Consider the following 22431-nt stretch of genomic DNA (forward strand, 5'->3'; position numbering starts at 1 on the left):
TTCCATACTCACAACAACACGTTACGTCGATGAACGCTGAACGAGCTTCAGCGGCAGTTCCGTCCGTTTTCTTTTCTGCATACCTTTACTTTGAATTTCTTCAATCATCTTCTCCATCGCCAGCCTGCCGATCATATCAATCGGCTGCTCAATCGTGGTCAAATCCATTAATTCAGCAAGCGGCTGATTGTCAAAACCGATAATAGCGAGGTCCTCCGGGATGCTCCAGCCAGCTTGTTTGGCCGCCTTCGCGATTCCTGCTGCTACCTCGTCACTGCCTGTAAAAACGGCATCTGGCCTATTTTTTTGATTTTGAATGATTGAAAAAATCCTCTTACCGTCTTCAACGCTGTAAGCGCTGTCATAATACCATTCAGGCTGCACCGTAAGTCCGGCTTCCTCCATGGCCTTTAAATAGCCGATTCTTCGGTCAGCTGCAACTCGCGAACTCTTATGATTGCCAGAACAATAACCAATTTTCGTGTACCCTTGCTCGATGAGGTGCTTCGTCCCTATGTATCCGCCTTGAATCTGATCGAGATGGATGACAGGTACTTCCGCCTCATCACTGTACTCGTTGCACAAGACAATCGGTCCGCAAGCTAAGTATGGTTTAATCTCACTCCAGTTGTTCTCTATCGAAGTGAGCACCAGCCCGTCTACCTGCTTTGTCCGCAATAATTCAAGGTAAAAAAGTTCCTGCTTTTTCTTATACCTTGTCTGGCACAAAATTAGCTGGTATCCTTTTTGAGCGGCTGCGTTTTCCATTGATTCGACCAGCTGACTGAAGAAAGGGTTTGTGATGCGCGGAACATAAACAGCAATCGTTTCAGTCGCCTGTTTCCTTAGACGCTGCGCTGAAGAATTTGGAACATAGTTTAATTCCTTCATCGCTTTTGTTACGAGCTGCTTTTTTTCTTCCGCTACATACGGGTGGTCGTTTATGACCCGCGAAACGGTCGTTCTTGACAATCCGGCAAGCTTTGCCACATCCTGAATGGTCGCCATCCTACGTCTCCTCTGCCGTGATTCACCTTTGAAACTGTTGTGGAATCGAATTCATGAAATCGTTTTCATAAACCGAGTATAAAACAGCTGCCTAGTTTGGTCAAATCTTTTTTCAGAAAATTTAACGAAGGAACGGAAGGAATTTATTCTTAAAAAAGCGAAAACTCTTTTAATACATCGAATCGTTTTCACAGCATGTATCAGTGCCGTTATATACAGCAAATTCTGACGCGGTGCCAGCCAGTTTTTCTTTACAAGAAAGGAGCAGCAAACATGATCAGCGTAAAAAACTTAAAAAAATCCTTTGGCGAATTAGAGGTTCTTAAAGATATAAATGCCGAGATTGCCCACAAAGAAGTCGTCTGTGTTATCGGCCCGTCAGGTTCGGGTAAAAGCACGTTTCTCCGATGCTTAAATAAACTTGAAGAAATTACAGGAGGACATGTACTCATCGACGGAGTAGACCTGACAGATCCGAAAGTAAACATTAATAAAGTCCGCGAAGACGTCGGGATGGTGTTTCAGCAGTTTAACTTATTCCCGCATAAAACCGTTTTGGAAAACGTGACACTCGCTCCCATTCAGGTTCGGGGCATGGATAAAGCCGCCGCCCGTGACAAGGCTCTTTCGCTTCTTGCAAAGGTAGGCTTAAAAGACAAGTCAGACAGCTATCCTTCTCAACTTTCAGGCGGACAGAAGCAGCGTGTCGCGATCGCACGCGCACTCGCCATGGATCCAAAGATCATGCTTTTTGATGAGCCTACGAGTGCTCTTGACCCCGAAATGGTCGGCGAGGTGCTTGAAGTTATGAAGCAGCTGGCACAGGAAGGCATGACAATGGTCGTCGTGACTCATGAGATGGGCTTTGCACGCGAAGTAGGAGACCGAGTATTCTTCATGGATGGCGGTTACATCGTTGAAGAGAATGTTCCGTCTATGCTGTTTGGAAACCCGCAGCACGAACGAACGAAATCATTCCTAAGCAAAGTTCTATGAGCAAGGATGAGGCAGTTGATCTCCGCTTCACGGTGCTGAGCTTTCCGCGCGGGGCGTTCGGTGAGCCCCTTTGCCGCGTTGCGCCTTAAATTAAAGGGTCTCACCTTCCCGCTCGTCCCGCAGGACAAGGAAGGCTGCAGCAACAATACCTCGCACGAAGAAAATGCGATTTTCATTTTCGAGGAGTCTCGCACCCTTCCGCTCCAATCACAACGAATATTGCTTACAAATGAATAGAAACCAAGAACAAAAAAAGGGTAAGACCAACACGTATTATCGAGGTGGTTTTACCCTTTTTTCTTTACAATTAAAGCATACAATACACTGAGCGAATTCAGATAATCGAAATAAAACAATTCATACGCTTGAACATCTTGAATTCATCATTGATAAGGTTGATCGGAGTGTAAGGTGCCGACTCCAGCAGGATAAGTGGGACAGGTGAGACCTCTTAGGCCGCGTAGCGGCAAGAGGGCTCACCGCCCACCCTGCGGAAAGCGTGCACCTGAAACGTAGATCAACCTCTTCTCTGATTTCTAAAAGCAAAAATCTTCACGAAACAAGCCTTACTTAATAAGACCCTTCTTTTTCAAGAAGTCCTGAGCTACTTTACGCGGGTCTTCTTTATCAAGGTCGACTTTGGCGTTCATCTCTGCCATATCTTTTTCAGTGATCTTGCCTTCGAGCTCGTTTAGAACTTTTTCAAGCTTCGGATATTTCTTCAATGTATCTTCTCTTACAATTGGAACTGCATAATAAGGCGGGAAGAACTTTTTGTCATCTTCCAAAGTTTGAAGGTTGAAACGCACGATACGCCCGTCTGTTGTGTATGCAGGGATTGCATCTACTTTTCCTTCTTTTACAGCAGAATACATCAAGTTAGGATCTAAGCTTTTCTTATCCTTGAAATTCAAACCATACGTTTTGATAAATGGCGTGTAGCCGTCTTCACGCTCATAAAATTCTGTCGGACCGCCGAACGAGAGCTCGTTTGATTTCGGTGCCAGCTCCGAGATGGTTTTAACATTTAGTTTTTTCCCGACCTGCGGGTTTAGAGCAACTGCGTATGTGTTTTCAAACCCAAGAGGCTTAGTCCATTTCAGGTTATATTTCTTCTCATAACCCTCTTTGACTTTTTCGTATATCTCTTCTGGCTTCATGCTTGGGTCATACTTTTCTTTCAAGATCGTTAAGTATCCCGTTCCCGTATACTCAACGTAAATATCTATATCCCCTTTTTTGATGGCTTCCGTCAGAATAGGTGTCTCTCCTATTGCTTCTTTCACCGTCACCGGGTAATCTGTCTTATCTTGAACGTATTCCGAAATGATATAAGGCAGGATGTATTGCTCTGTCCACTTTTTCCCCGTGATGACGATGCCTTCATCCCCCGCTCCACCTCTAAGTGTGAAGAACAAGATTGCAGCAAGCACCGGAACCCCAATCAGAACCGGCAGCTTCCATGAAGACTTTTTCTTAGCACGGGGTTCTGTTGCAATTTCAATCCGTCTTAAAATCAGATCAAAAACAATTGCCAGCAATGCAGCTGGTATCGCACCGGCGAGTACAAGCTCGTTTCGGGTGGTAGATAAACCGCGGTAAATCAAGTCACCTAAACCGCCTGCTCCAATAAATGCTGCAAGTGTCGCTACACCTATCGTAAGTACTGTTGCTGTGCGGAGACCCGCCATTATGATCGGCAGGGCCAAAGGAAGTTCAATGATTCTCAATATTTGCGAGTTTGTCATTCCCATGCCTTTTCCGGCTTCCACTGCTGATGAATCAACTCCAGTTATTCCTGTATATGTGTTCCGCAGGATTGGCAGCAGCGCGTATACGGTCAGTGCTATAATCGCCGTTGTGTTTCCGATACCGAAGACTGGAAGCAAGAATCCAAACAACGCCAGACTAGGAATAGTCTGGAATATAGCTGTTACACCGATTACCGGTTCTGCAACACTTTTTCTGCGTGAGATAAAAATCCCTAGCGGCACCGCAATAACAGCGGCGATCAATATAGAAACGAGCGATAAGAACAAATGCTGCTGCAGTCCAGTCAAGATTTCCGGCCAGCGGTTAATAAATGTATCCTTCATCGTTACCAAAAAGTTATTCAATGCTGCCACCTCCTTCAAGTGGCCTTTGCGCACCGATGTTCATCCCTGCGAGGCCTCTCATCATGGTGGCACGGGTAATTAGCCCTACCAGCCTGCCATCTTCCAATACTGGTATGGCGTTTACTTTTTTGGTTGCAAAAATTTCAGCTACATCAGTATAGACTGTATCCGTGGAAACTGTGATTAAATCCGTTTCCATCAAATCTCCAACCGTTTTTTCCTCATCAAAATAGTGCCTTTCAAGACGTTCAAGAGTTGTTATGCCTAAAAGCCTGCTCTGCTGATCAGTTACAAGAAGACTGTCAACCCCGTAGCGTTTCATCATTTTAAGGGCCTCGGCCAATCCTCTCGTTGCCCTTGTTGTTACTGGATTCATTCTCATCAGGTCGGTAGCTTCAAGTGCTGTATCTCCTGAAGATAAGCGGTTTTCACCGATAAATCCTTTAACAAAATCGTTTGCCGGATGTCTTAGTATTCTCTCCGGTGTGTCCAGCTGTACAATTTCTCCGCCCTGCATAATCGCGATGCGGTCAGCAATTTTAATCGCTTCATCCATATCATGTGTTACGAACACGATCGTTTTCTTAATTGATTCCTGAAGCTTCACAAGTTCATCCTGCAGCTGTTCCCTGCTGATAGGATCAAGCGCGCTGAATGGCTCGTCCATAAGTATAATCGGAGGCTCTGCTGCTAGTGCACGAACTACTCCGACACGCTGCTGCTGCCCGCCGCTCAGCTCTCCTGGAAAGCGTTCCTTAAATGTTTCCGGGTCGAGTCCGACGAGTTCAAGCAGCTCATCCACCCGCTTCTCGTACCGCTCTTTCTCCCAGCCTTTCAGCTTAGGTACAATTGAAACATTCTCACCTATCGTTAAATGCGGCAGAAGACCGATCTGCTGGATAACATACCCTATATTTCTTCTTAGCTCTACAGGGTTTTGATCGGCGATATCTTCCCCATTAATTAAGATTGTTCCTGAAGTGGGTTCAATTAATCGGTTAATCATCTTCATTGTCGTCGTTTTACCGCAGCCGGAAGGACCGATCAGGGCGACGAGTTCGCCTTCTTTAATGTCGAAGCTGATGTTCTTAAGCGCCTCAAAACCGTCGGGATACTTTTTCCCGACATTCTTAAACGTAATCATCCTCTTCCTCCTTCATTATTTTCTTATGATGTTTGTCTTCACAGTGGAGGACTGATAATTATCCTTACCCTTGCTTGCTCGCTTGCAAACTTGGAATATCCTGTCTTATTTTCATCTTGTTCCAAAAATAATATGTATAACAAAAGATTAACAACCGGGGTACGGTACTCCATCCTGTAAAACCTTTTGAAAACAAGGTTCACATGGTGCTGGTACCGTACCCCCAATAAGTATCCCCAATAAAAAAAGCTCCTCCGCAGCGGGAGGAGCTTTACATCATGCTGCTTGTTCAGCAGTGCCTTTGATTTTCTTATATTGAAGAGCGAAATACGTGTACGTTCCTATCAAGAACATGAACGTAAATCCAAACAAGATCAAGCTGTTATCCCAAAGGTAGCTGTAGTCGCCGCTAGAGATGGCTGCTTTAAATCCAGCAACCGTAAACGTCATAGGCAGCACAGCGCTAATTGGCTGCAGCGCGTCTGGGATAAGTTCGAGCGGGAATGTCCCTGCACTTGTTGTCAGCTGAAGGATAAGGATGATGATCGCTACGAAACGCCCTGGGTCACCCATCACTGTTACAAAGAACTGAATCAGTGCAAGATAAGTGAAGCTTGTAAGAATGCTGAAGAGCACAAATTTCGTTGTACTTGCAGGTTCAATGCCTAAACCGAACAGCAAGATCGCATCTGCGATAAGTGCCTGAATGACACCGACTGCTGCAAGAAATGCTGTTTTACCCGCAAACCAGCTTAACGCTGATTTCGGTGAACCTGCACGGTCACGAAGCGGAAACACGATAGAAAGAAGAAGTGCTCCGACAAACAGACCGAGTGAAAGGAAATAAGGAGCGAAACCAGTTCCATAGTTCGGCACTTCAGACTCGTTCTCTGTTTTCACATCAACTGGTGAAGCGAACATATCATACGTAGAGTCTTTTCCTTTTACTTCTCCTGTTTTTTCAGCTGCTTCTCCAAGTTTTCCAGCAAGCTCCTTGCTGCCTTCATCCAGCTTCAATTGGCCGTCTTGAATTTTTTGTACATAGCCTGTCACTTCAGACCATCCTGAATTTAACGCAGCTGTACCGCCTTGCAGGTCGTTCATGCCCGCAGCGATTTTAGCTGAACCAGCCTGCGCTTCTCCAAGTTTTTCATGAAACGTTTGACTTCCTGCAGCAAGCTGTTGCTCTGCCTGAGACAGTTTTTCTGCACCTTGGACGAGCTGCTGCTGACCTGCAGACAGTGTGCCTGCACCTTCAGCAAGCTTTGCCTGTCCTGCACTGATCGTCTGGCTGTTAGCTGCAATCTGCTCGGCACCGCCGCTGATTTGTGCTGCACCGTCTGTAAGCTGGCCAAGTCCTCCGTTCACTTGCTGGCTCGCTCCATACAATTTTTGCAGCTGCTCCTTGATCTGTTCGTTCGTCATTTTATCGCTGTTTGCGATGAGCTGGCCGAGACCCGCTTCAACCCCTTTAGAACCTTCTGCAACCTTCTGTGCGCCTTGATTCCATTCTGCTGTTTTAGCAGACAATGTTCCTGCCCCATCAGAAAGTTTCGCAGAGCCGTCCGCAAGTTTTTGTGAGTTGCTGTCAATGGACTCTGCACCAGCTGCTGATTTTTTCAATCCTTCTGTTAACTTTACGGCACCATCGGCAGCTTGCATTTGGCCGTTTACAATCTTGTTGTGGCCATCAAGCAGCTTGCCTAGCCCGCTGTTTAAATCACTTGAACCTTTTGCTAATGAAACCGATCCGTCTTCAAGCTTTTGAAGAGATGGACTTTTTTCCTGCATGCCGCTTAACAGCTTGCCTGTTCCATCCTCAGCTTGCTTGATGCCATCATTAAGCTTATTAGCACCATCAGCCGCTTTCACAAGCCCGCTTCCGAGTGTGTCTACGTTCTCAAACATCGCTTTTGAATAAGTTTTTGTTAATTCATTTGCAAGACTTTCTTTGATACGGTCGACTGCAGTACCTCCGATTTGAGCGGCTAAAAAGTTAAAGCTCGCGTTCGGAGTATAAGTGATATCCAGTTTTTCTGGATCATCGCTCAATACAGTTGTTGCTTTTTCGGAAAAATGATCCGGGATATGAATCGTCATATAATATTTGTTCTGATCCATTCCTTTAGCTGCTTCTTTCTCGTTTACAAACTTCCATTCAAACTGTGGATTATCCCTCAGCTTTTCGACAAGGTCATCTCCAATTTCCAGATGTTCCCCCTTATATTCTGCGCCTCTGTCTTCATTTACGATAGCGACTGGCAGATCCTCCATCTTATCGTATGGATCCCAGAACGCCCATAAGAACATGCCGCTGTATAGCACTGGTATAAAAAGAACTGCAAGAACTGGCACCAAAATCTTCTTATTGCCGGTAACTGCTGCAAACTGTGCTTTAATACTGCTCCACATAAATTTCCACTCCTTTTACAAAATGACCATTTTGGTCATTTGGTCATTTCCAAGTAAAAAATATGACCAAAATTAAAATTCGGTCAGAAATAAAACTATCATGAATCGTAAAAAAAGGCAATACTACTTTCCGATTCCGTTCATCACAAAAGTTTCCAAGACTTCAGCCATCTCATTCTCATTTAACGGATCATGGTTTTCTTCCCAGTCAAAAATCAGAGCGAGGTACATCTTCATCATTAAAAAAGAAGCAACATCAGTACGTACTGGCTTTACCTCTCCTTTTTCGACTGCTTTTTCAAGCTCATTGGAAACGAATGTTAAGATTGTCATTTCCAGCGTTTTCAATGCTTCTTTAACGGGTGATGTATTATATTCACGCAGTTCTTGAGAAAGTTTAACCGCCAGCTGATGCGTTCGGCGCAGTTCAAGTACACCGGTTAATGCCATATGAAGCTTTTCATAAAACGGACGTTCTTCTTGAAAAGCTTCTGCTGCAATATGACGCATCTCTTTTACGAGGCCATTTACGATCTCATAAAAAAGCTCTTCCTTATTAGAAAAAAATGTATAGATGGTACCTTTGCCTACATTGGCAATTTTAGCGATCTGGTCTACGGTTGTAGCCTTATACCCGAACATCGCAAAGGATTTCTCTGCCGCCAATAATATACTCTGTCTTCGGTCCATTACCTCCGCATCCTTTCAGTTTATTCTTGTATTGCAACAGGCAGCGTGATCAGCACTCTTGTACCTATATCTGGCTGGCTTTCATATTTAAGCTTTCCTCCCATCTCCTGGATAAGACGGTAAGTAATCATGGTTCCCAGTCCAGTTCCCTTTGACTTTGTTGTATAAAAAGGCAGACCGATTTGTTCGAGCTCTTCGTCTGTCATCCCTTTTCCATTGTCTTCAATAATAAACGTGAAAACATTTTTATCAGATGCATACTTGTATATGTGAATGATTCCTTCTCCCTCAATCGCCTCGATACCGTTTTTGATCAGATTAATCAAACATTGTTTCAGCTGCTGTGGGTCTGCCATAAGCGGAAAATGACCAACATCCTCTAAATTAATCTCGACATCATGCATCGATCCAAATGGAGCAATAAGTGATTTCACATCTCGAAGCACTTCATTGATGTTTAAACACTCCAGCTCTGAATCAGCAGGCCGCACCATAGTCAGGTAGTCCGTAATAATTTTGTTCGTTCTATCCAGTTCATCAAGCAGTAATGGTGAAAACTCTTTCAGCTTTTCATCCTTTGTATCCTTGCCAAGAAACTGTATCAGCCCTCTGACAGTAGTCAATGGATTCCGAACTTCATGCGCGATCGCCGCTGCCATCTGGCCTGCAACGGAGAGTTTGTCCAGATACGCAGTTTCTTTCAGCTGCATGTTGATCGAAAATAATCGTTCAATAAGAAATATGCATGAAAAGAAAGCGATAATAAAACTAGAGAAATAGACTAAATAAAACTGCAGGGACAAATCATCCAGATAAGTGTAGATAAACATTGTATAAAAAAGAGAATAGACGACCGCGATGAAGATCGCCGGCTTCCACCTTTTTCTTTTTCTTTCTGTAAAGAAGTTTCTATAAGCAAGTGCCGTTATAACTGCAACCATCGCCAGCACAACACCGAGCCAAGCAACCCCACCGCCCATTGCTAGACGGGTAATGATAACCATGACTGTACAAATCGCGCCGGGAATCCAGCCGGCATAGAGAGACACTATCAGGATTGGAACATTCCGCAGGTCAAAAAACGTATTTTTTAAGGTTTCAATAGGATATACCATGCAGGCAAGCGCAGCAATGCCGCTAAGCAGCCCGTATAATATTTTATTTTTCAGAGAAAGTTTTTGATTCGTCTGAAAAGGATATATCATGTTCAGCAAATGAGTGAATGCAAATACAATAGCGATATTGACGAATAATGGTTCGATGAAGTCCCTCATTTGTAAACCTCCTTTTCATTTTATCTAACATAGTATACCAAAATTTTTCGTCAAAACGTGCAAAAAAACGACAAATCTATCAAGATTTGCCGTTAGTGGTTCTCCAATATTTTGTTAACTGTCATTTTTGCAGACGCAATGCAATCAGGAAGCCCGACACCGTCATAAGGAGCACCAGCAACATGAACGCCTGGCATATTATGCTGCAGATTGTCTCTCAGTTCTGCGACTTTCTCTTTATGTCCTACATCATATTGAGGCATTGACTGCACGAGTCTTGAAACAAGATAAAATTCAGGTTTTGCTGTTATTCCCATCGATCTTTCCAGATCGATGAGCACACGCCTCAATATTTCTTCATCGTCTTCAAAAACGATTTCCTGATCATCCGCTCTTCCAACATAACAGCGGATCAGTACTTTTCCGTCCGGTACCGTATGGGGCCATTTCCGGTTAGTCCATGTACAAGCTGTCATCGTATAATCCTCGCTGCGGGCAATAACAAAACCAGTTCCCTCATGCTTAAACGTAATGCTCTCTTCTGGGAAGGCCATAGCGACCGTGGCCACCGAAGTAGGAATCGTCTCATGAAACCCTTCTGGAAATACAGTCTCTGGAAGAAGTGTTTTCGTTATCGCGTACGGAGTGGTGAGAATAACATTATCACCAGTGATGACGGTCCCATCATCCAGCAGTGCATGAAGCTTTTCATTCTCACCTTTTTCTACGTTCACTACTTTTTTCTCGAGCCATACTTGATTTTTAGGAATAGAGTTAGCTAATGCTTCTACAAACGATGATAAACCATGCTTCAATGTACGGAACTGAGCTGCTTTCTTTGGCTTTCCAGACGATTTAGGCTGTGATTGTTTCATTCCTAAAATTAAGCTGCGGGATTTTTCCTCAGTCTCTGCAAATTGGGGAAAGGTTGACTGTAAGCTGATTTTATCTATATCACCCGCATAAATACCTGACAGCAGCGGTTCGATTAAACGTTCGACCGCCTCGTGTCCCAAGCGTCTTTTGAAAAAATGACCGACAGAAATATCTTCATCCGCATTTTTTCGTTTTGGCATAACAAGATCAATACCAGCCCGAAGCTTGCCTGGCCAAGAAAATAGACCGGTAGTAATGAACGGCCTTAGCTTAGTCGGAATCCCCATCACGGCACCTTCAGGAATCGGATGAAGCTTTTCTCCGTGAAGAATATAAGCTTGACCTGTATTGTTCGGCACAATATCATCCTTCAGACCGACTTTTTCAATCAGCTCAGTCATTATTGACTTCCGGGCAAGATAAGAGTCTGGTCCGCGTTCAATAACGAATCCGTCCTTCTCAAACGTTTCTATCTTGCCTCCAAGCCTGCTGCTTCCTTCAACGACCGTAAAAGTGATCTGTCTGCCAGATTTCTGTGCTTCTTCCTGAAGAAAAAAGGCAGCGGCTAAACCCGTTATGCCGCCGCCTGCAATGATGACATGCTTCCTGTTGTCCATCGCAATCACTTACCTTCTTTATTTAGTGCTTTCTTAACGACTTCTGCCAGCGTTTCAATAAACTCCGGTCTAGCGTTCGGCATCGGCGGACGGTGGTAATTCACGCCAAGCTCGTCAGTCACGACTTTGCATTCATAGTCATTGTCATAAAGTACTTCAAGATGGTCTGCAACAAAGCCGACAGGGCAGTAAACAAAATGTTTATAGCCATGCTCTTCATAAAGATCCCTTGTCAGATCCTGCACATCCGGTCCGATCCATGGGTCAGGAGTGTTGCCCGCGCTCTGCCACCCGATTGTGTAGTTATCGATGCCAGCTTCTTTCGCAATTAAGTCCGCTGTTTCCTGAAGCTGCTGCGGATATGGATCACCCATCTGCAGTATTTTCTCAGGCAGACTGTGCGCCGAAAAGATTACCACAGTTTCGCTGCGCTCATCCTCAGGAATTCCTGCCATCACCTTTTGAATCTCTTTTGTCCAATAAGCAATATAGCCAGGCTCATCATACCAGCTGTCTACGGATGTGATCTCAGGTCCGCCAATATTAGCGGTTTCCTCTGCAGCGCGCCCATTATAGGATTTCACGCTGAATGTTGAATAGTGAGGAGCCAGTACGAGACTTACAGCTTCTGATATGCCGTCTTCTTTCATTGACTGGACAGCGTCTTCGATAAAAGGATCGATATGCTTTAATCCGAGATAGCTTTTAAACTCGCGGTCTGTGAATTGCTTGTTTAAGTATTCTTCCAGTTTTTGCGCCTGTTCTTCCGTAATTTTGGCGAGCGGAGATATTCCGCCGATCATTTCATAGCGCTCAGTCAGCTCTGCAAGCTGTTCTGGCGAAGGCTTTCTGCCGCGGCGGATATGTGTATAATACGGTTCAACCTCCGCTAGGCTCCTAGGCGTTCCGTAAGCCATAACAAGGAGTCCAGTCTTTATCTTTGTCATTTGAGTCACCCCAGTTTTTTTGAAGAGTAGTCATGAATAAACGATGTCAGCTTTTTAAGAACCGCGATATCCACTTGAGGGAAAATACCCTTTCCTACGTTAAAGATAAACCCTGGCTCTTCCATTCCTTCATCAAGGATTTCTTTCGCACGCTGTTCGATCACTTCCCATGGTGCTAAAAGAATGGAAGGATCCAAGTTACCCTGCAATGCTTTCGTAACACCCATTTGACGCGCTTCACGAGGTGAGATTCTCCAGTCAAGCCCAATTACATCAATCGGAAGGTCGTTCCATTCCATGATCAAGTGACGTGCACCTGTTCCGTATAAGATAAGGGGCACTCCTTCTTCTCTCAGTTCAGAGAAGATGCGGTGCATAACGGGTCTAATATATTTCCTGTAATCAGCAGCGTTCAGGGCACCAACCCAAGAGTCGAAAATTTGGAATGCCTGCGCTCCTGCCGCAATTTGAGCTTTCGCATAGGTTACCGTCATGTCACCAAGCTTATCCATCAGCATGAACCAAGTTTCCGGGTCTGAGTACATCATTGCCTTAGTATTGTGGTAATCGCGCGAAGGTCCGCCTTCAATCATATAACTTGCCAGCGTGAAGGGCGCCCCTCCGAAAGTAATCAAAGGCACATCGAGCTGTGTACGAAGAATCTTGATTGTATCAAGCACATAAGGCACATCCTGCTCTGGATTAATTTTCCCAAGACGCTCAACATCTTCTCTCGTCCGCACTGGCTGGTCAATGACCGGACCAATACCTGATTTAATCTCAACGTCCAGCCCCATAGCAGGGATCGGAGACATGATATCTTTGTAGAGAATCGCTGCATCCACACCGTGCTGGTCAACAGGAAGCTTCGTTACCTGTGCGCAAAGCTCAGGCTGATGAGTGATCTCAAACAGAGAATATTTTTCCTTAATCTTGCGGTACTCAGGCTGAGAACGTCCAGCTTGTCTCATGTACCAAACAGGTACAAACGCATTCTTTTCTTTACGGCACGCTTTTAAAAATTCTTGGTTCATAGTCACTACGGAACACACCTTTCTACAACTGGCAAATAACGCTCAATGTCAATATCCATACACATTGTAAGGGAATTCATAAGAAAAGTATACCTTGCCGCACCAATGTTCAAGAAATTGAAGAAATTGGACGCCTAATGCGGTTAGAGGTCCGCTACAACATAATTTCGCGAAGGTGTAACGGATTCTACTTTCCCATTCTAGATATCCAGGCCATTTTTCCTGTCACAAACCACTACTTAAGTAATATAACGGTCTATTACTTAAGAATATTTTTGCGCAGAGAAAGTTATATTTTCGCTTTAGTGTATTGAAGTCAAAAATTTAAGATTGTTTAATGATGGAAAAGGTATCTGAAAATTCAATCAAGGGAGTGGCGAAAATGAAAGGGTTAAAGAAGTCGGCTTCAATTGTCCTTGCTGCACAGCTCTTAGCAGGTGCTGCAGTGCCATTAAATGTTTTTGCTGAACCTCATACATCTGTTCAGACAACGAACATGCATGACCACAAAGAAGAAACAGGATTTGACGTCAGAAAATCGGCAGCTGCTCTCATGCCAAAAAAAGAACAGATCACTGCAGCTTCTAACCTAGTAAAGAAGCTTGGGAGCGGCACAAGAGTACAATGGAATCCTCTTTTCGGCACTCCCTCATTCATTACTAAAGAAAAAGGCTATTTAAGTGGTCCGTCATCTTATAATGCCGAGACAGCTGCTCGAAACTGGATGAAGGAGAATGCTGCGGTTTTCGGACTGTCTGAAGCTGCGGTCGACAAGCTTTCTGTTATAAAAGAAAATTCTATCCCCGGCTCTGGCTTGTCAGCAGTCGTTTTTCAGCAGCAGTTCTCAGGTATTCAATCGGCAAACGGCGGAAGAATCATAGTTTCCGTCACAAAAGACGGCAAAGTTCTTTCCGTCAGCTCAAACGCATCAAGAGGGGCAGCCTTAAGTGAGGCTCATAAACTCTCAAGCAAGGACGCCCTTTTAAAAGTTGTCACCACACACTTGCCGAACCTTTCTTATTCTCCCTCTCTAACAGGAACAAAAAATGGCTGGGAGGAGTTTGCCGGCGGAGATCAGCTTCCGACTGTCCAGCGTGTAAAAAAATCGGTCTTTTTATCGGGTGACACCGTGCGCCCAGCATACCGCGTGCTGTTTATCGAAAAGCTGAACAAAGGTAAAGAAGTGGTCGTAGATGCGGTGACTGGCGAGACCCTTTTTGAACGTTCTCTCGTTCAATACTTAGACAGCGAAGGAACCATCTTTGAGAATTATCCAGGATCAGCATCCGGAGGCTATCAGACTGTCAAATCGTTCAGCGGCGATCCTGCAGCATCCCCTAACGGATGGCTCACCCCTGGGGTGAACACTGGTGTCACGACTGTCGGGAACAACGCGGACACGTATGCGAACTGGAGCAATTTCCTCGTCCCTGAAGGTGCCGGGCTCGTCAGACCGGTGAATCCGCTCGGACAATATAAATATCCGTTTAAAAATGCGTGGAACAGCACACAAGGAGAAATTGCCCCCCCTTCTTATGCTGAGGACGTCTATAGTGCGACGACTAACCTGTTTTATCATCACAATTTGTTTCATGATTATTTTTATAAACTAGGATGGAACGAAGCTGCCGGCAACCTGCAAGCAGCGAATTTCGGCAAGGGAGGCGTTGACGGCGACCCAATTCTCGGACTTGTGCAGGCGGGTGCCGCATCTGGCGGCGAGCCGACGTATACGGGACGAGACAATGCCTACATGCTGACGCTCCCGGACGGAGTTGCCGCGTGGAGCGGAATGTTTTTATGGGAACCCATCCCTGGTGCCTTCGAAGGAAACTATGCAGATGGCGATTATGACGCCGGCATTATCTACCACGAATACAGCCATGCCCTGTCTAACCGTTATGTAGCTGGCGGTGAATCACTAAACAGCCATCAGGCAGGATCCATGGGCGAAGCTTGGGGCGATTGGTTCGGGATGCATTATCTTGTAAAAAATAACTTACAAAAAGACCCGGTTGTCGGAGCATATGTGACCGGCAACAATGAGCGCGGCATTAGAAGCTGGGCGCTGGATGAGGCACCGCTTCAGTTTGGTGATATCGGTTTTGACATTGTCGGACCAGAAGTTCATGCCGACGGAGAGATTTGGGCAGCCATCCTTTGGCACGTACGTGAAAAGCTTATTACGGCACTCGGAAAAGCAGAAGGCGAAAAAACAGCCGAGCACCTTGTGATGGACGCGATGCCACTATCCGCTCCGGACCCGTCCATGGCTGACATGCGCACTGCGATCATCGCGGCTGATCAAGAGCGATATGGAGGCGAGCATTTTGACCTCTTATGGAGTGCTTTTGCAGAACGCGGACTCGGGTATTCAGCTGCATCAAAAGGCGGGGATGACACTGACCCTCAGCCAGCATATAATCATCCTTCAGCCACTAAAAATGGGGTATTCTCAGGAAAAATCATAAACAGTGACACTGGAAAGCCAGTAGAAGGCGCGCGTATTATCGTCGGTCAATATGAAGCGCGCACGAGCGCCGCATCTGTCACTTCGGAAAAAGGCGGATTCAGTCTTCCGATGGTTTCTGGAGAATACGACATTACAGTTCAGGCGAGAGGATTTGGTTCAAGAACGTTTGAAAACGTAAAAATTTCAGCAGGTCAAAAACTTTCGCAGAAAATCAGCTTAAGCCCGAATCTTGCCTCTTCCGCTAATGGAGCAACGATCGTATCCGCTTCTGATGAGTCGGATTCGCACCCGGCAAAGAACGCACTCGATGATACAGAAGGCACTGTCTATGCAACCAACGTAAAAGAAGATGGCTTCAAAGGTTCTGAGTTCGTGGTAGACCTTGCTGGCGATAAGCCTGTATCTGTCAGTTACATCCAAGTCAGTGCGTTTAAAGATATCGACAAAGCACGCTTTGCTGCACTGAAAGATTTTGAGGTTCACGTTTCACAGGATGGCAGCAATTGGACCCCAGTCCAGACAGGTACTTTTAAAGCAGGAAAACCACGGCCTGCGACACCTGATCTTCACTATAAAGGATTCTCACTCGCTTCTCCTGTGCAGGCCAAGTTTATAAAGTTTGTTGCTAAAAACGCGCAGGATAATGCACTCGGCTACGTTCAAGCTGCCGAAGTGCAAGTCTTCGCATCAAAATCGGCAAAAGTTGAACCGCTCCCTCCAGTCGTGACTCCACCGTTCACAGCTGAAGGAACAATTCAAGCAGGTAATGCCGCAACAGGCATAGGCAGCCTGGCGGACGCAGACGCGACCGGAAGCGTGACGCAAAACGAGTTCACAGCCACACAAAACCCTGAACCCGCCTCACAGGGCGCGGACGGATTCGTCGTTACCGTTCCAGAATTGTACCGTGACGGCTTGCATAGCTTCAACGCAGCAGGACCTGGTGACGGATCGTATGATCTGGATATATATTTTTACGATAAAAATTTCCAGCTAATAAAATCGGTCGCCACTGCAGCTGCGGATGAATCTGGCATCGTGCCAGGCGGCGCGGTGTATGCATACGTCGGCCTCTATTCAGGCGCCAACGTGCCATTTAAACTGACAATCGAACAATAGTATGAAATGGGGGTGTCTCGATAACGAGTCACCCTTTTTTTATTTTCAGGAGGTTATTTCATGTCCTTTCCTTCAAAAATAAAAATCCCAAAAAGCCATCATTCCAGCTTTCTGGGACATCAAATAAAATACTAATGTTAATTAATGCTTCTTGCTTTTCTTCTTGCCTTTCCCGCCCTTTGGTTTGCCGCTATGTTTCTTAGCCTTTCCGGCATCTTTCTTTTTAGCCGGTGCTGAAACGTGCTTGGCTTCACCACTGCTGCCATTCTGCGACAAGCCAGGGAACAAACTGACGGAAACTTGGTTAGACGGCTTCCCTTCCTGATTCGTCTGCGGATTGTATGGTGCGATATAAAAGTCAGGCAGGCTGAACAAGAATTTTGCAGACACCATATATTCTCCTTTGCCCGTGACCGTGTCGAGATGTTCTTCGTCTCCGTCATTCACCGCATATATCTTGTACTGCAATCGTTTATCGGAAGAAGGCGACCATGTCAGCTTGATTGCTGGCATGCCATAATCTCCGGCAGAAAACTCGGCCTTCAGGCTGTTGATCTCAGGCATCTCAATCGGAGGTTCAAGATCCTTTACATCCTCAGGCTTCTTGAACACAAGACCCCGCTGTGACGGCAGCTGGTTCACAACATTTTTAAACAGCAAAACTGCCTTCGAACTGCCGCTGTTCAAGTACTGCTCCTTCGTCGTCCGATCGTAGCCGATCCATACTGCCCCAACGATCTCAGGGGTATATCCGGCAAACCAGGCATCCGTGTTGCCGCGTTCCACAGCTTCAAAATTAGTCGTACCGGTTTTGCCGGCGATCTCCATACGCTCTTCCCCGTCAGAGCCTGTGCCGCGTTTGACGACTTCCTGAAGCATCCGTGTCATGTACCAGGCGGTCTGTTTGCTCCATACCTTTTTTTCCTTTTGTTTTGATTTTCCAACGAGTTCGCCGTTTGCATCGTAAATTTTGGAGATCACATGCGTGTCAACGGTTTTCCCGCCAAAATAAAACGCACGGTAAGCACTTGCCATCTGAAGCGGTGTCACGCCGTCATCAAGTCCGCCGAGTGCGATGCCAAGCCCTTTATCATCGATCGGCATGCCCTGCTCTTCTAAGTAAGTCTTTGATTTTTTTACACCTAGTTCGTTCAACAGCCAGACTGCCGGGATGTTGGCAGAATCTCTTACCGCTTCGACCATGGACATCTTGCCCTTGTATTTACCGTTGTAATTCTTTGGAGCATAGCCGTTAAAATCGAGTTCTTCGTCTTTAAGCAGCGAGTAAGGCTTGGCTTCTTTTTCTTCCAACGCAGGCGCATAAACAGCGACTGGTTTGAAAGCAGAACCTGGCTGCTGCTTCACTTCAACACGATTCAGCCCTTCAGTCACATGCTCTCTTCCGCCCTGCACAGCGATAATGCCCCCCGTTTTTCCATTGATCAGCACCATAGCTCCTTCAGGGCCTGCGGCTCCTGTTCCAACAAAATAGGTTGCATTCTGAAATGAGCTGTAAACGAGCTGCTGAGCTTTCACATCCATAGGTACGACGATTTTGTACCCTCCCTGACGCAGTTCTTCACGTGAGAGGTGATACTTTTTCTTCGCCTCCTCCATCACCATATCAATATACGTAGAGTATGCAGGGTTGCTTTTTTCTTGGACTACCTCAAGTGCGATTTCCCTTCCTTTCGCACGCACTGCCTCTGCTGGAGACAGGAAATCATGCTTTTCCATCAGATCGATCACAAGATTGCGGCGCTTCTTGGACGCCTCCGGATGCTTGATAGGCGAATAATGCGACGGTGCTTTAGGAAGTCCTGCCAGAAGTGCTCCTTCAGCAACGGACAGATCTTGAACATCTTTGTTAAAATACGTTTTGGATGCGGACTGGATGCCGTAAGCTCCGTGTCCGAAGTAAATCTGATTCAGGTACATCTCGAGTATCTTGTCTTTTGAATATTTCCGCTCAAGATTAATGGCAATGATGCCTTCCTTTGTCTTCCTCAGCCAGGATTTTTCATGTGACAAAAAGACATTTTTTGCAAGCTGCTGCGTGATGGTGCTGCCCCCCTCAACTTTGCTGCCGGCAAGAATATCTTTATACAACGCCCTGCCGATCGCACGTACATCAAGTCCGTGATGCTTGTAAAAACGAGCGTCCTCTACAGCAACGAACGCATTCCGGACATCTTCCGGAATATCCTTGATCGAAACAACTTCCCTGTTTTCCGCATAAATTTTTGTGATGACATCTCCATTATGGTTGGTAAGAACGGTGGCTGAGTTAAGGACTAAGTCTTTTTCATCAACTACATAATCACCAGCCATTAATATGAATAAATAAATAAAAAATCCAGCTATAAATGTTGCGGTAATAACACCGGCTGCAATCAGCCAACCTTTTACCATAGCAAAACCTACTTTCCTTATCTGTCAAAAAGTGCCGAAATTCATTTTATATAATTATTCCACCAAATGAAAGAGCTTTAACCCTTGCCAGCCTGCTTGTTTAACAGAACTTTATCAGGGGTAAAACTATAAGAAAACGAGAGGAAAGCGGTGATACGATGTTTATGTACATAACGTATGGAACGAAAGAATATTTAGAGGAGAAAATTCCGGCTGGCAGCCTGCTTTTAGAGGGAAATTCAAGTGCTGCGGCGATTTATGAAAGCGACGGGGAAAATCCATTCCAGGAACATCATTCTTATGAAATCATAAATAAAAGAGGCGATCTGCAAGGCGCTGGGTTTGCCGTTATGAACCATATTCCTGTCAGTGAAGAAGGGCGCAGCAGATTCGAAGACCGTTTTCAAAACCGGGCAGGATTAGTTGACAATGAACCGGGCTTTCATGCGATCCGAATATTACGCCCTGTTTCGAATGATCCATATATCGTTTTGACGCTATGGGACTCGCAGGCAAGCTTTGTTTCCTGGCAGCAGTCAAAAGCATATCACGATGCTCATAAAGACCGCGGCACATCGAGCGGGTTGCCTCAGGATCTGTTTACTGGTCCGTCATTTGTTAAAGAATATGTAGTTGAACGAACATGAACAATCAGCGTGATCATGCCGTAATCATTCATAATCCTAAAGCTGGAAACAAGCTTCTTCATGAACAGCTGCCTGAAATTCAAAGAATCCTGCAGGAATCTTTTTCTGCTGTAACAATCAAGGAGACCATCAAGGGGGTTCCTTGCAAGCAGATCGTTGAAGAGGCATGTTCTGATGGAGGAACTATTATTGGAGCAGGCGGTGATGGGACGATTTACAATATCATCAACGCCATTGCAGGTATGGAAGAACGTCCACTGTTCGGGATCCTTCCAGGCGGAACGTGCAACGATTTTTCACGTGCACTCGGTATGCAGCAGAATCCTTTGGAAGCAGCACGGCAAATCGCCGAAAAAAGACTGCGAAAAGTGGATGCCGGAAAAAATAATGACCATTATTTTATGAATTTCTGGGGCATCGGACTGATTACAAGTGTTTCAGAAAATATTGATCCCGAGCTGAAGGATAAATTCGGAAGGCTTTCGTATTATTGGTCAGCTGCCCAGACATTGCAGCAGTGGGAGCCGTTCCATTTAAATATTAACAGCCCTGACTTCCAGTACAGCGGGGATGCAACCATGCTCATGATCGCCAACGGTCCTTTTACAGGGGGGATAAAGCCCTTCTTTCCTAACGCCGATCTGCAGGACGGAAAATTTGATGTTCTGCTTATCAAAGAGCCTTCTCTTAAGATCGCCTGGGAGATCATTCAATCCCGATTTACAGAAAATCTGCCTGAAGGAGAAGGGTTCTTCAGCTTCCAGACGGATCAGCTGAAGATTGATGCTGAACCGGTTCAGCATATTGATTGTGACGGAGAAAAAGAATATAAGACACCTTCCATGATAACGTGCTTAAAACAGCATCTGGAAGTTTACACAGGCGACGTTCCCTTTTAAATACGGGAACGTCGTTTGTTGTAAAAAAGCAATCCTTCAAGCGCAGTGATACAAACGAAAAGCCATAACAATCCGGCAGAATAGCCAGCTACAATATCTGTCGGATAATGAACACCTAAATAAATTCTGCTAATTCCAATTAATATAATTACCACAGAAAAGAAAAGGGTCCAAAATGTTTTTTCTTGTCTGGATCTCTGGCTTCTGACGACAAGGTAGCCAAGAAAGCCATAATAGATGAGGCTTCCCATTGCATGGCCAGAAGGAAAGCTGTAGCCGAGCTCCTCAATGATGGAAGCATTCGGCCGATCCCTTTCGAACCAGTGTTTTAAGGCAAGATTTAATAGACCTCCGCCGGCAGATGCAACTAGAAACATGATCATCGCCCAATAATTTTTACGTTTGACACCCAGCCAGATAAGACTTGCAACAAGCAGTCCGGCTAATGCATATTTAGAACCTAGCTCCGTTATTCCAACCATGATATGGTTTACAACTGGTTCCCGGACGCCGCTTGTCCACTCGATCACACGCTGGTCGATTTCAATCTTCTCCTGCTCTCTTACATCTTCTGACAGCTCCAAAAATAAATTCAGCGCTCCAAGCGCCGTTAAAAAACCGACCAGAATAATGACAACAGGAGTAATCGGAAACGGAATTTTTCTAAACAATTGTTTAAACATCACATACACCTTTCCGTTTTCATTCTTATTGCTATAATTCCCGTAAAAATAAAAAATGAACATGTTTTGAGCAATAAAAAAGCCGGCCCCAGCATCTTATTCAGGAGATGCCATGGCCAGCTCTAGCTGAGCATTACTATTTTACAAGATTAACAAGCATGTGAGCCAGTTTGTGGCGCTGCTCCTGATCTCCTACTTTCCAGAGCTCCTTCAGAAGATTTTCTTCTGCATTGCGCGGCTCCTCATGCTCTGCCAAGTATCCGGCCACCTTTTCCGCTGTCTTAGCCAGTGCCTCTTCGTCCATTCCTAACTTCTCGCCAAGAGCGACTCTTTTATGGAGATAGCTTTTAAAGTCGTTGAAGTTGGATAAAATCTCATCCTTCTTCCCTTCATCCATTCGGCTTACTGTTTCTTCCACTTTGCTAGTGTCTACATCCTGATCTTTAGTCATCATGTGATTGTTCTCCATCAGTAAAATCTCCTCCTGAAAATGTATTTTTTGCTGTTGTACATACCATGTATAACCCGTATACAAGGTCACTAAACCTTTTTAGCACATTGGAAAAAATTCGTTTATTGTCGTTGTAAAACGGGAAAGATGAAGAAGACGATTTATTAGGAGGTTATATGAAATGGACAAAGACTTACAAACACTTATTGACGGATTAAATGAAGATCTAGCGAATGAATATTCTGCCGTAATCATGTACAACCACAACGCAGCGACTGTTTCAGGGCTGTACCGCCAGATTTTAAAGCCTTTCTTTCAAAGTGAAATTTCGGATGAGCAGGGACATGCTCTTTATTTAGCAGAAAAAATTAAAACCCTCGGCGGAACACCGACCACAACACCGAAGCCAGTTAAACAGCTGACAGATGTTCGCGAGATGCTCGAAGAAGCGCGCAATGCCGAAGTAGATACGATTAAGCGCTACGAACAGAGAAAGGAACAAGCATCAAAGCTGAACATGACAGAGCTTGTCGTAAAGCTTGAAGACATGATCGCTGATGAAACGAATCACAAAGAAGAGATGGACCGTCTGCTTCAGGATAACCGTTTCTAAAACACACATATAACAAACG

The 22431-nt window shown here is 45.2% G+C and carries 17 protein-coding genes; 5 read left to right on the forward strand and 12 right to left on the reverse strand.

All coding sequences use genetic code 11. The features are described from left to right. Nucleotides 1–21 precede the first annotated feature (21 nt). Nucleotides 22–1008, reverse strand: coding sequence for a LacI family DNA-binding transcriptional regulator (locus tag CGZ90_RS07360; RefSeq protein WP_094251655.1), 987 nt, complete (start codon nucleotides 1006–1008; stop codon nucleotides 22–24). A gap of 273 nt (nucleotides 1009–1281) precedes the next feature. Here CGZ90_RS07360 and CGZ90_RS07365 point away from each other — a divergent pair, with 273 nt between their 5' ends. After that, a complete protein-coding gene (locus CGZ90_RS07365; protein WP_094251656.1) occupies nucleotides 1282–2004 on the forward strand; it encodes an amino acid ABC transporter ATP-binding protein in 723 nt (240 codons plus the stop codon). 566 nt (nucleotides 2005–2570) lie between these two features. On the opposite strand, the gene CGZ90_RS07370 is transcribed toward CGZ90_RS07365, so the two are convergent. From CGZ90_RS07370 to hemE, 8 genes are all read right to left on the reverse strand, one after another. After that, complete coding sequence (locus CGZ90_RS07370) at nucleotides 2571–4130, reverse strand: glycine betaine ABC transporter substrate-binding protein (protein WP_379675188.1); 1560 nt, start codon at nucleotides 4128–4130, stop codon at nucleotides 2571–2573. Further along, nucleotides 4114–5265 carry an ABC transporter ATP-binding protein gene (locus CGZ90_RS07375; RefSeq protein ID WP_094251657.1) on the reverse strand — a complete coding sequence of 384 codons (1152 nt, stop codon included), beginning with the start codon at nucleotides 5263–5265 and terminating at the stop codon, nucleotides 4114–4116. The genes CGZ90_RS07370 and CGZ90_RS07375 overlap by 17 nt, the downstream gene beginning before the upstream one ends. A 276-nt stretch (nucleotides 5266–5541) precedes the next feature. Then, nucleotides 5542–7677 (reverse strand): YhgE/Pip domain-containing protein, encoded by a 2136-nt coding sequence (locus CGZ90_RS07380; RefSeq protein WP_094251658.1) that lies wholly within the window; start codon nucleotides 7675–7677, stop codon nucleotides 5542–5544. A 123-nt stretch (nucleotides 7678–7800) separates the two neighbouring features. Further along, nucleotides 7801–8367: a TetR/AcrR family transcriptional regulator gene (locus tag CGZ90_RS07385; RefSeq protein ID WP_094251659.1), complete on the reverse strand. Its 567-nt coding sequence runs from the start codon at nucleotides 8365–8367 to the stop codon at nucleotides 7801–7803. A gap of 20 nt (nucleotides 8368–8387) precedes the next feature. Next, nucleotides 8388–9641: an ATP-binding protein gene (locus CGZ90_RS07390; RefSeq protein ID WP_094251660.1), complete on the reverse strand. Its 1254-nt coding sequence runs from the start codon at nucleotides 9639–9641 to the stop codon at nucleotides 8388–8390. Between the two features lie 92 nt (nucleotides 9642–9733). Next, a complete protein-coding gene (gene hemY, locus CGZ90_RS07395) occupies nucleotides 9734–11134 on the reverse strand; it encodes a protoporphyrinogen oxidase (RefSeq protein ID WP_094251661.1) in 1401 nt (466 codons plus the stop codon). 5 nt (nucleotides 11135–11139) lie between these two features. Next, nucleotides 11140–12081, reverse strand: a complete 942-nt coding sequence (gene hemH / locus CGZ90_RS07400; protein WP_094251662.1) for a ferrochelatase — start codon at nucleotides 12079–12081, stop codon at nucleotides 11140–11142. Between the two features lie 5 nt (nucleotides 12082–12086). Continuing rightward, nucleotides 12087–13115 (reverse strand): uroporphyrinogen decarboxylase, encoded by a 1029-nt coding sequence (gene hemE / locus CGZ90_RS07405; protein WP_094251822.1) that lies wholly within the window; start codon nucleotides 13113–13115, stop codon nucleotides 12087–12089. Between the two features lie 382 nt (nucleotides 13116–13497). Here hemE and CGZ90_RS07410 point away from each other — a divergent pair, with 382 nt between their 5' ends. Next, nucleotides 13498–16707, forward strand: a complete 3210-nt coding sequence (locus tag CGZ90_RS07410) for a M36 family metallopeptidase (RefSeq protein WP_094251823.1) — start codon at nucleotides 13498–13500, stop codon at nucleotides 16705–16707. Between the two features lie 141 nt (nucleotides 16708–16848). On the opposite strand, the gene CGZ90_RS07415 is transcribed toward CGZ90_RS07410, so the two are convergent. Continuing rightward, a complete protein-coding gene (locus tag CGZ90_RS07415) occupies nucleotides 16849–19119 on the reverse strand; it encodes a transglycosylase domain-containing protein (RefSeq protein WP_094251663.1) in 2271 nt (756 codons plus the stop codon). A gap of 158 nt (nucleotides 19120–19277) precedes the next feature. On the opposite strand from CGZ90_RS07415, the gene CGZ90_RS07420 reads away from it, so the two are divergent. Together CGZ90_RS07420 and CGZ90_RS07425 are read left to right on the forward strand one after the other, a co-directional pair. Further along, nucleotides 19278–19766 (forward strand): antibiotic biosynthesis monooxygenase family protein, encoded by a 489-nt coding sequence (locus tag CGZ90_RS07420; RefSeq protein ID WP_094251664.1) that lies wholly within the window; start codon nucleotides 19278–19280, stop codon nucleotides 19764–19766. Beyond that, nucleotides 19763–20665 carry a diacylglycerol/lipid kinase family protein gene (locus CGZ90_RS07425; RefSeq protein ID WP_094251665.1) on the forward strand — a complete coding sequence of 301 codons (903 nt, stop codon included), beginning with the start codon at nucleotides 19763–19765 and terminating at the stop codon, nucleotides 20663–20665. Before CGZ90_RS07420 ends, CGZ90_RS07425 begins: the two co-directional genes overlap by 4 nt. Here CGZ90_RS07425 and CGZ90_RS07430 read toward each other — a convergent pair. Together CGZ90_RS07430 and CGZ90_RS07435 are read right to left on the reverse strand one after the other, a co-directional pair. Continuing rightward, nucleotides 20662–21348, reverse strand: coding sequence for a phosphatase PAP2 family protein (locus CGZ90_RS07430; RefSeq protein WP_165766797.1), 687 nt, complete (start codon nucleotides 21346–21348; stop codon nucleotides 20662–20664). The genes CGZ90_RS07425 and CGZ90_RS07430 overlap by 4 nt on opposite strands. A 136-nt stretch (nucleotides 21349–21484) precedes the next feature. Then, entirely contained in the window at nucleotides 21485–21820 is a 336-nt protein-coding gene (locus CGZ90_RS07435) for a DUF3243 domain-containing protein (protein WP_094251824.1), read from the reverse strand. A gap of 160 nt (nucleotides 21821–21980) precedes the next feature. On the opposite strand from CGZ90_RS07435, the gene CGZ90_RS07440 reads away from it, so the two are divergent. Then, entirely contained in the window at nucleotides 21981–22412 is a 432-nt protein-coding gene (locus tag CGZ90_RS07440; protein WP_094251667.1) for a ferritin-like domain-containing protein, read from the forward strand. Nucleotides 22413–22431 lie beyond the last annotated feature (19 nt).

It is taken from the genome of Fictibacillus aquaticus (genome assembly GCF_002245695.1).
Taxonomy (GTDB): Bacteria; Bacillota; Bacilli; order Bacillales; family Fictibacillaceae; genus Fictibacillus; species Fictibacillus aquaticus.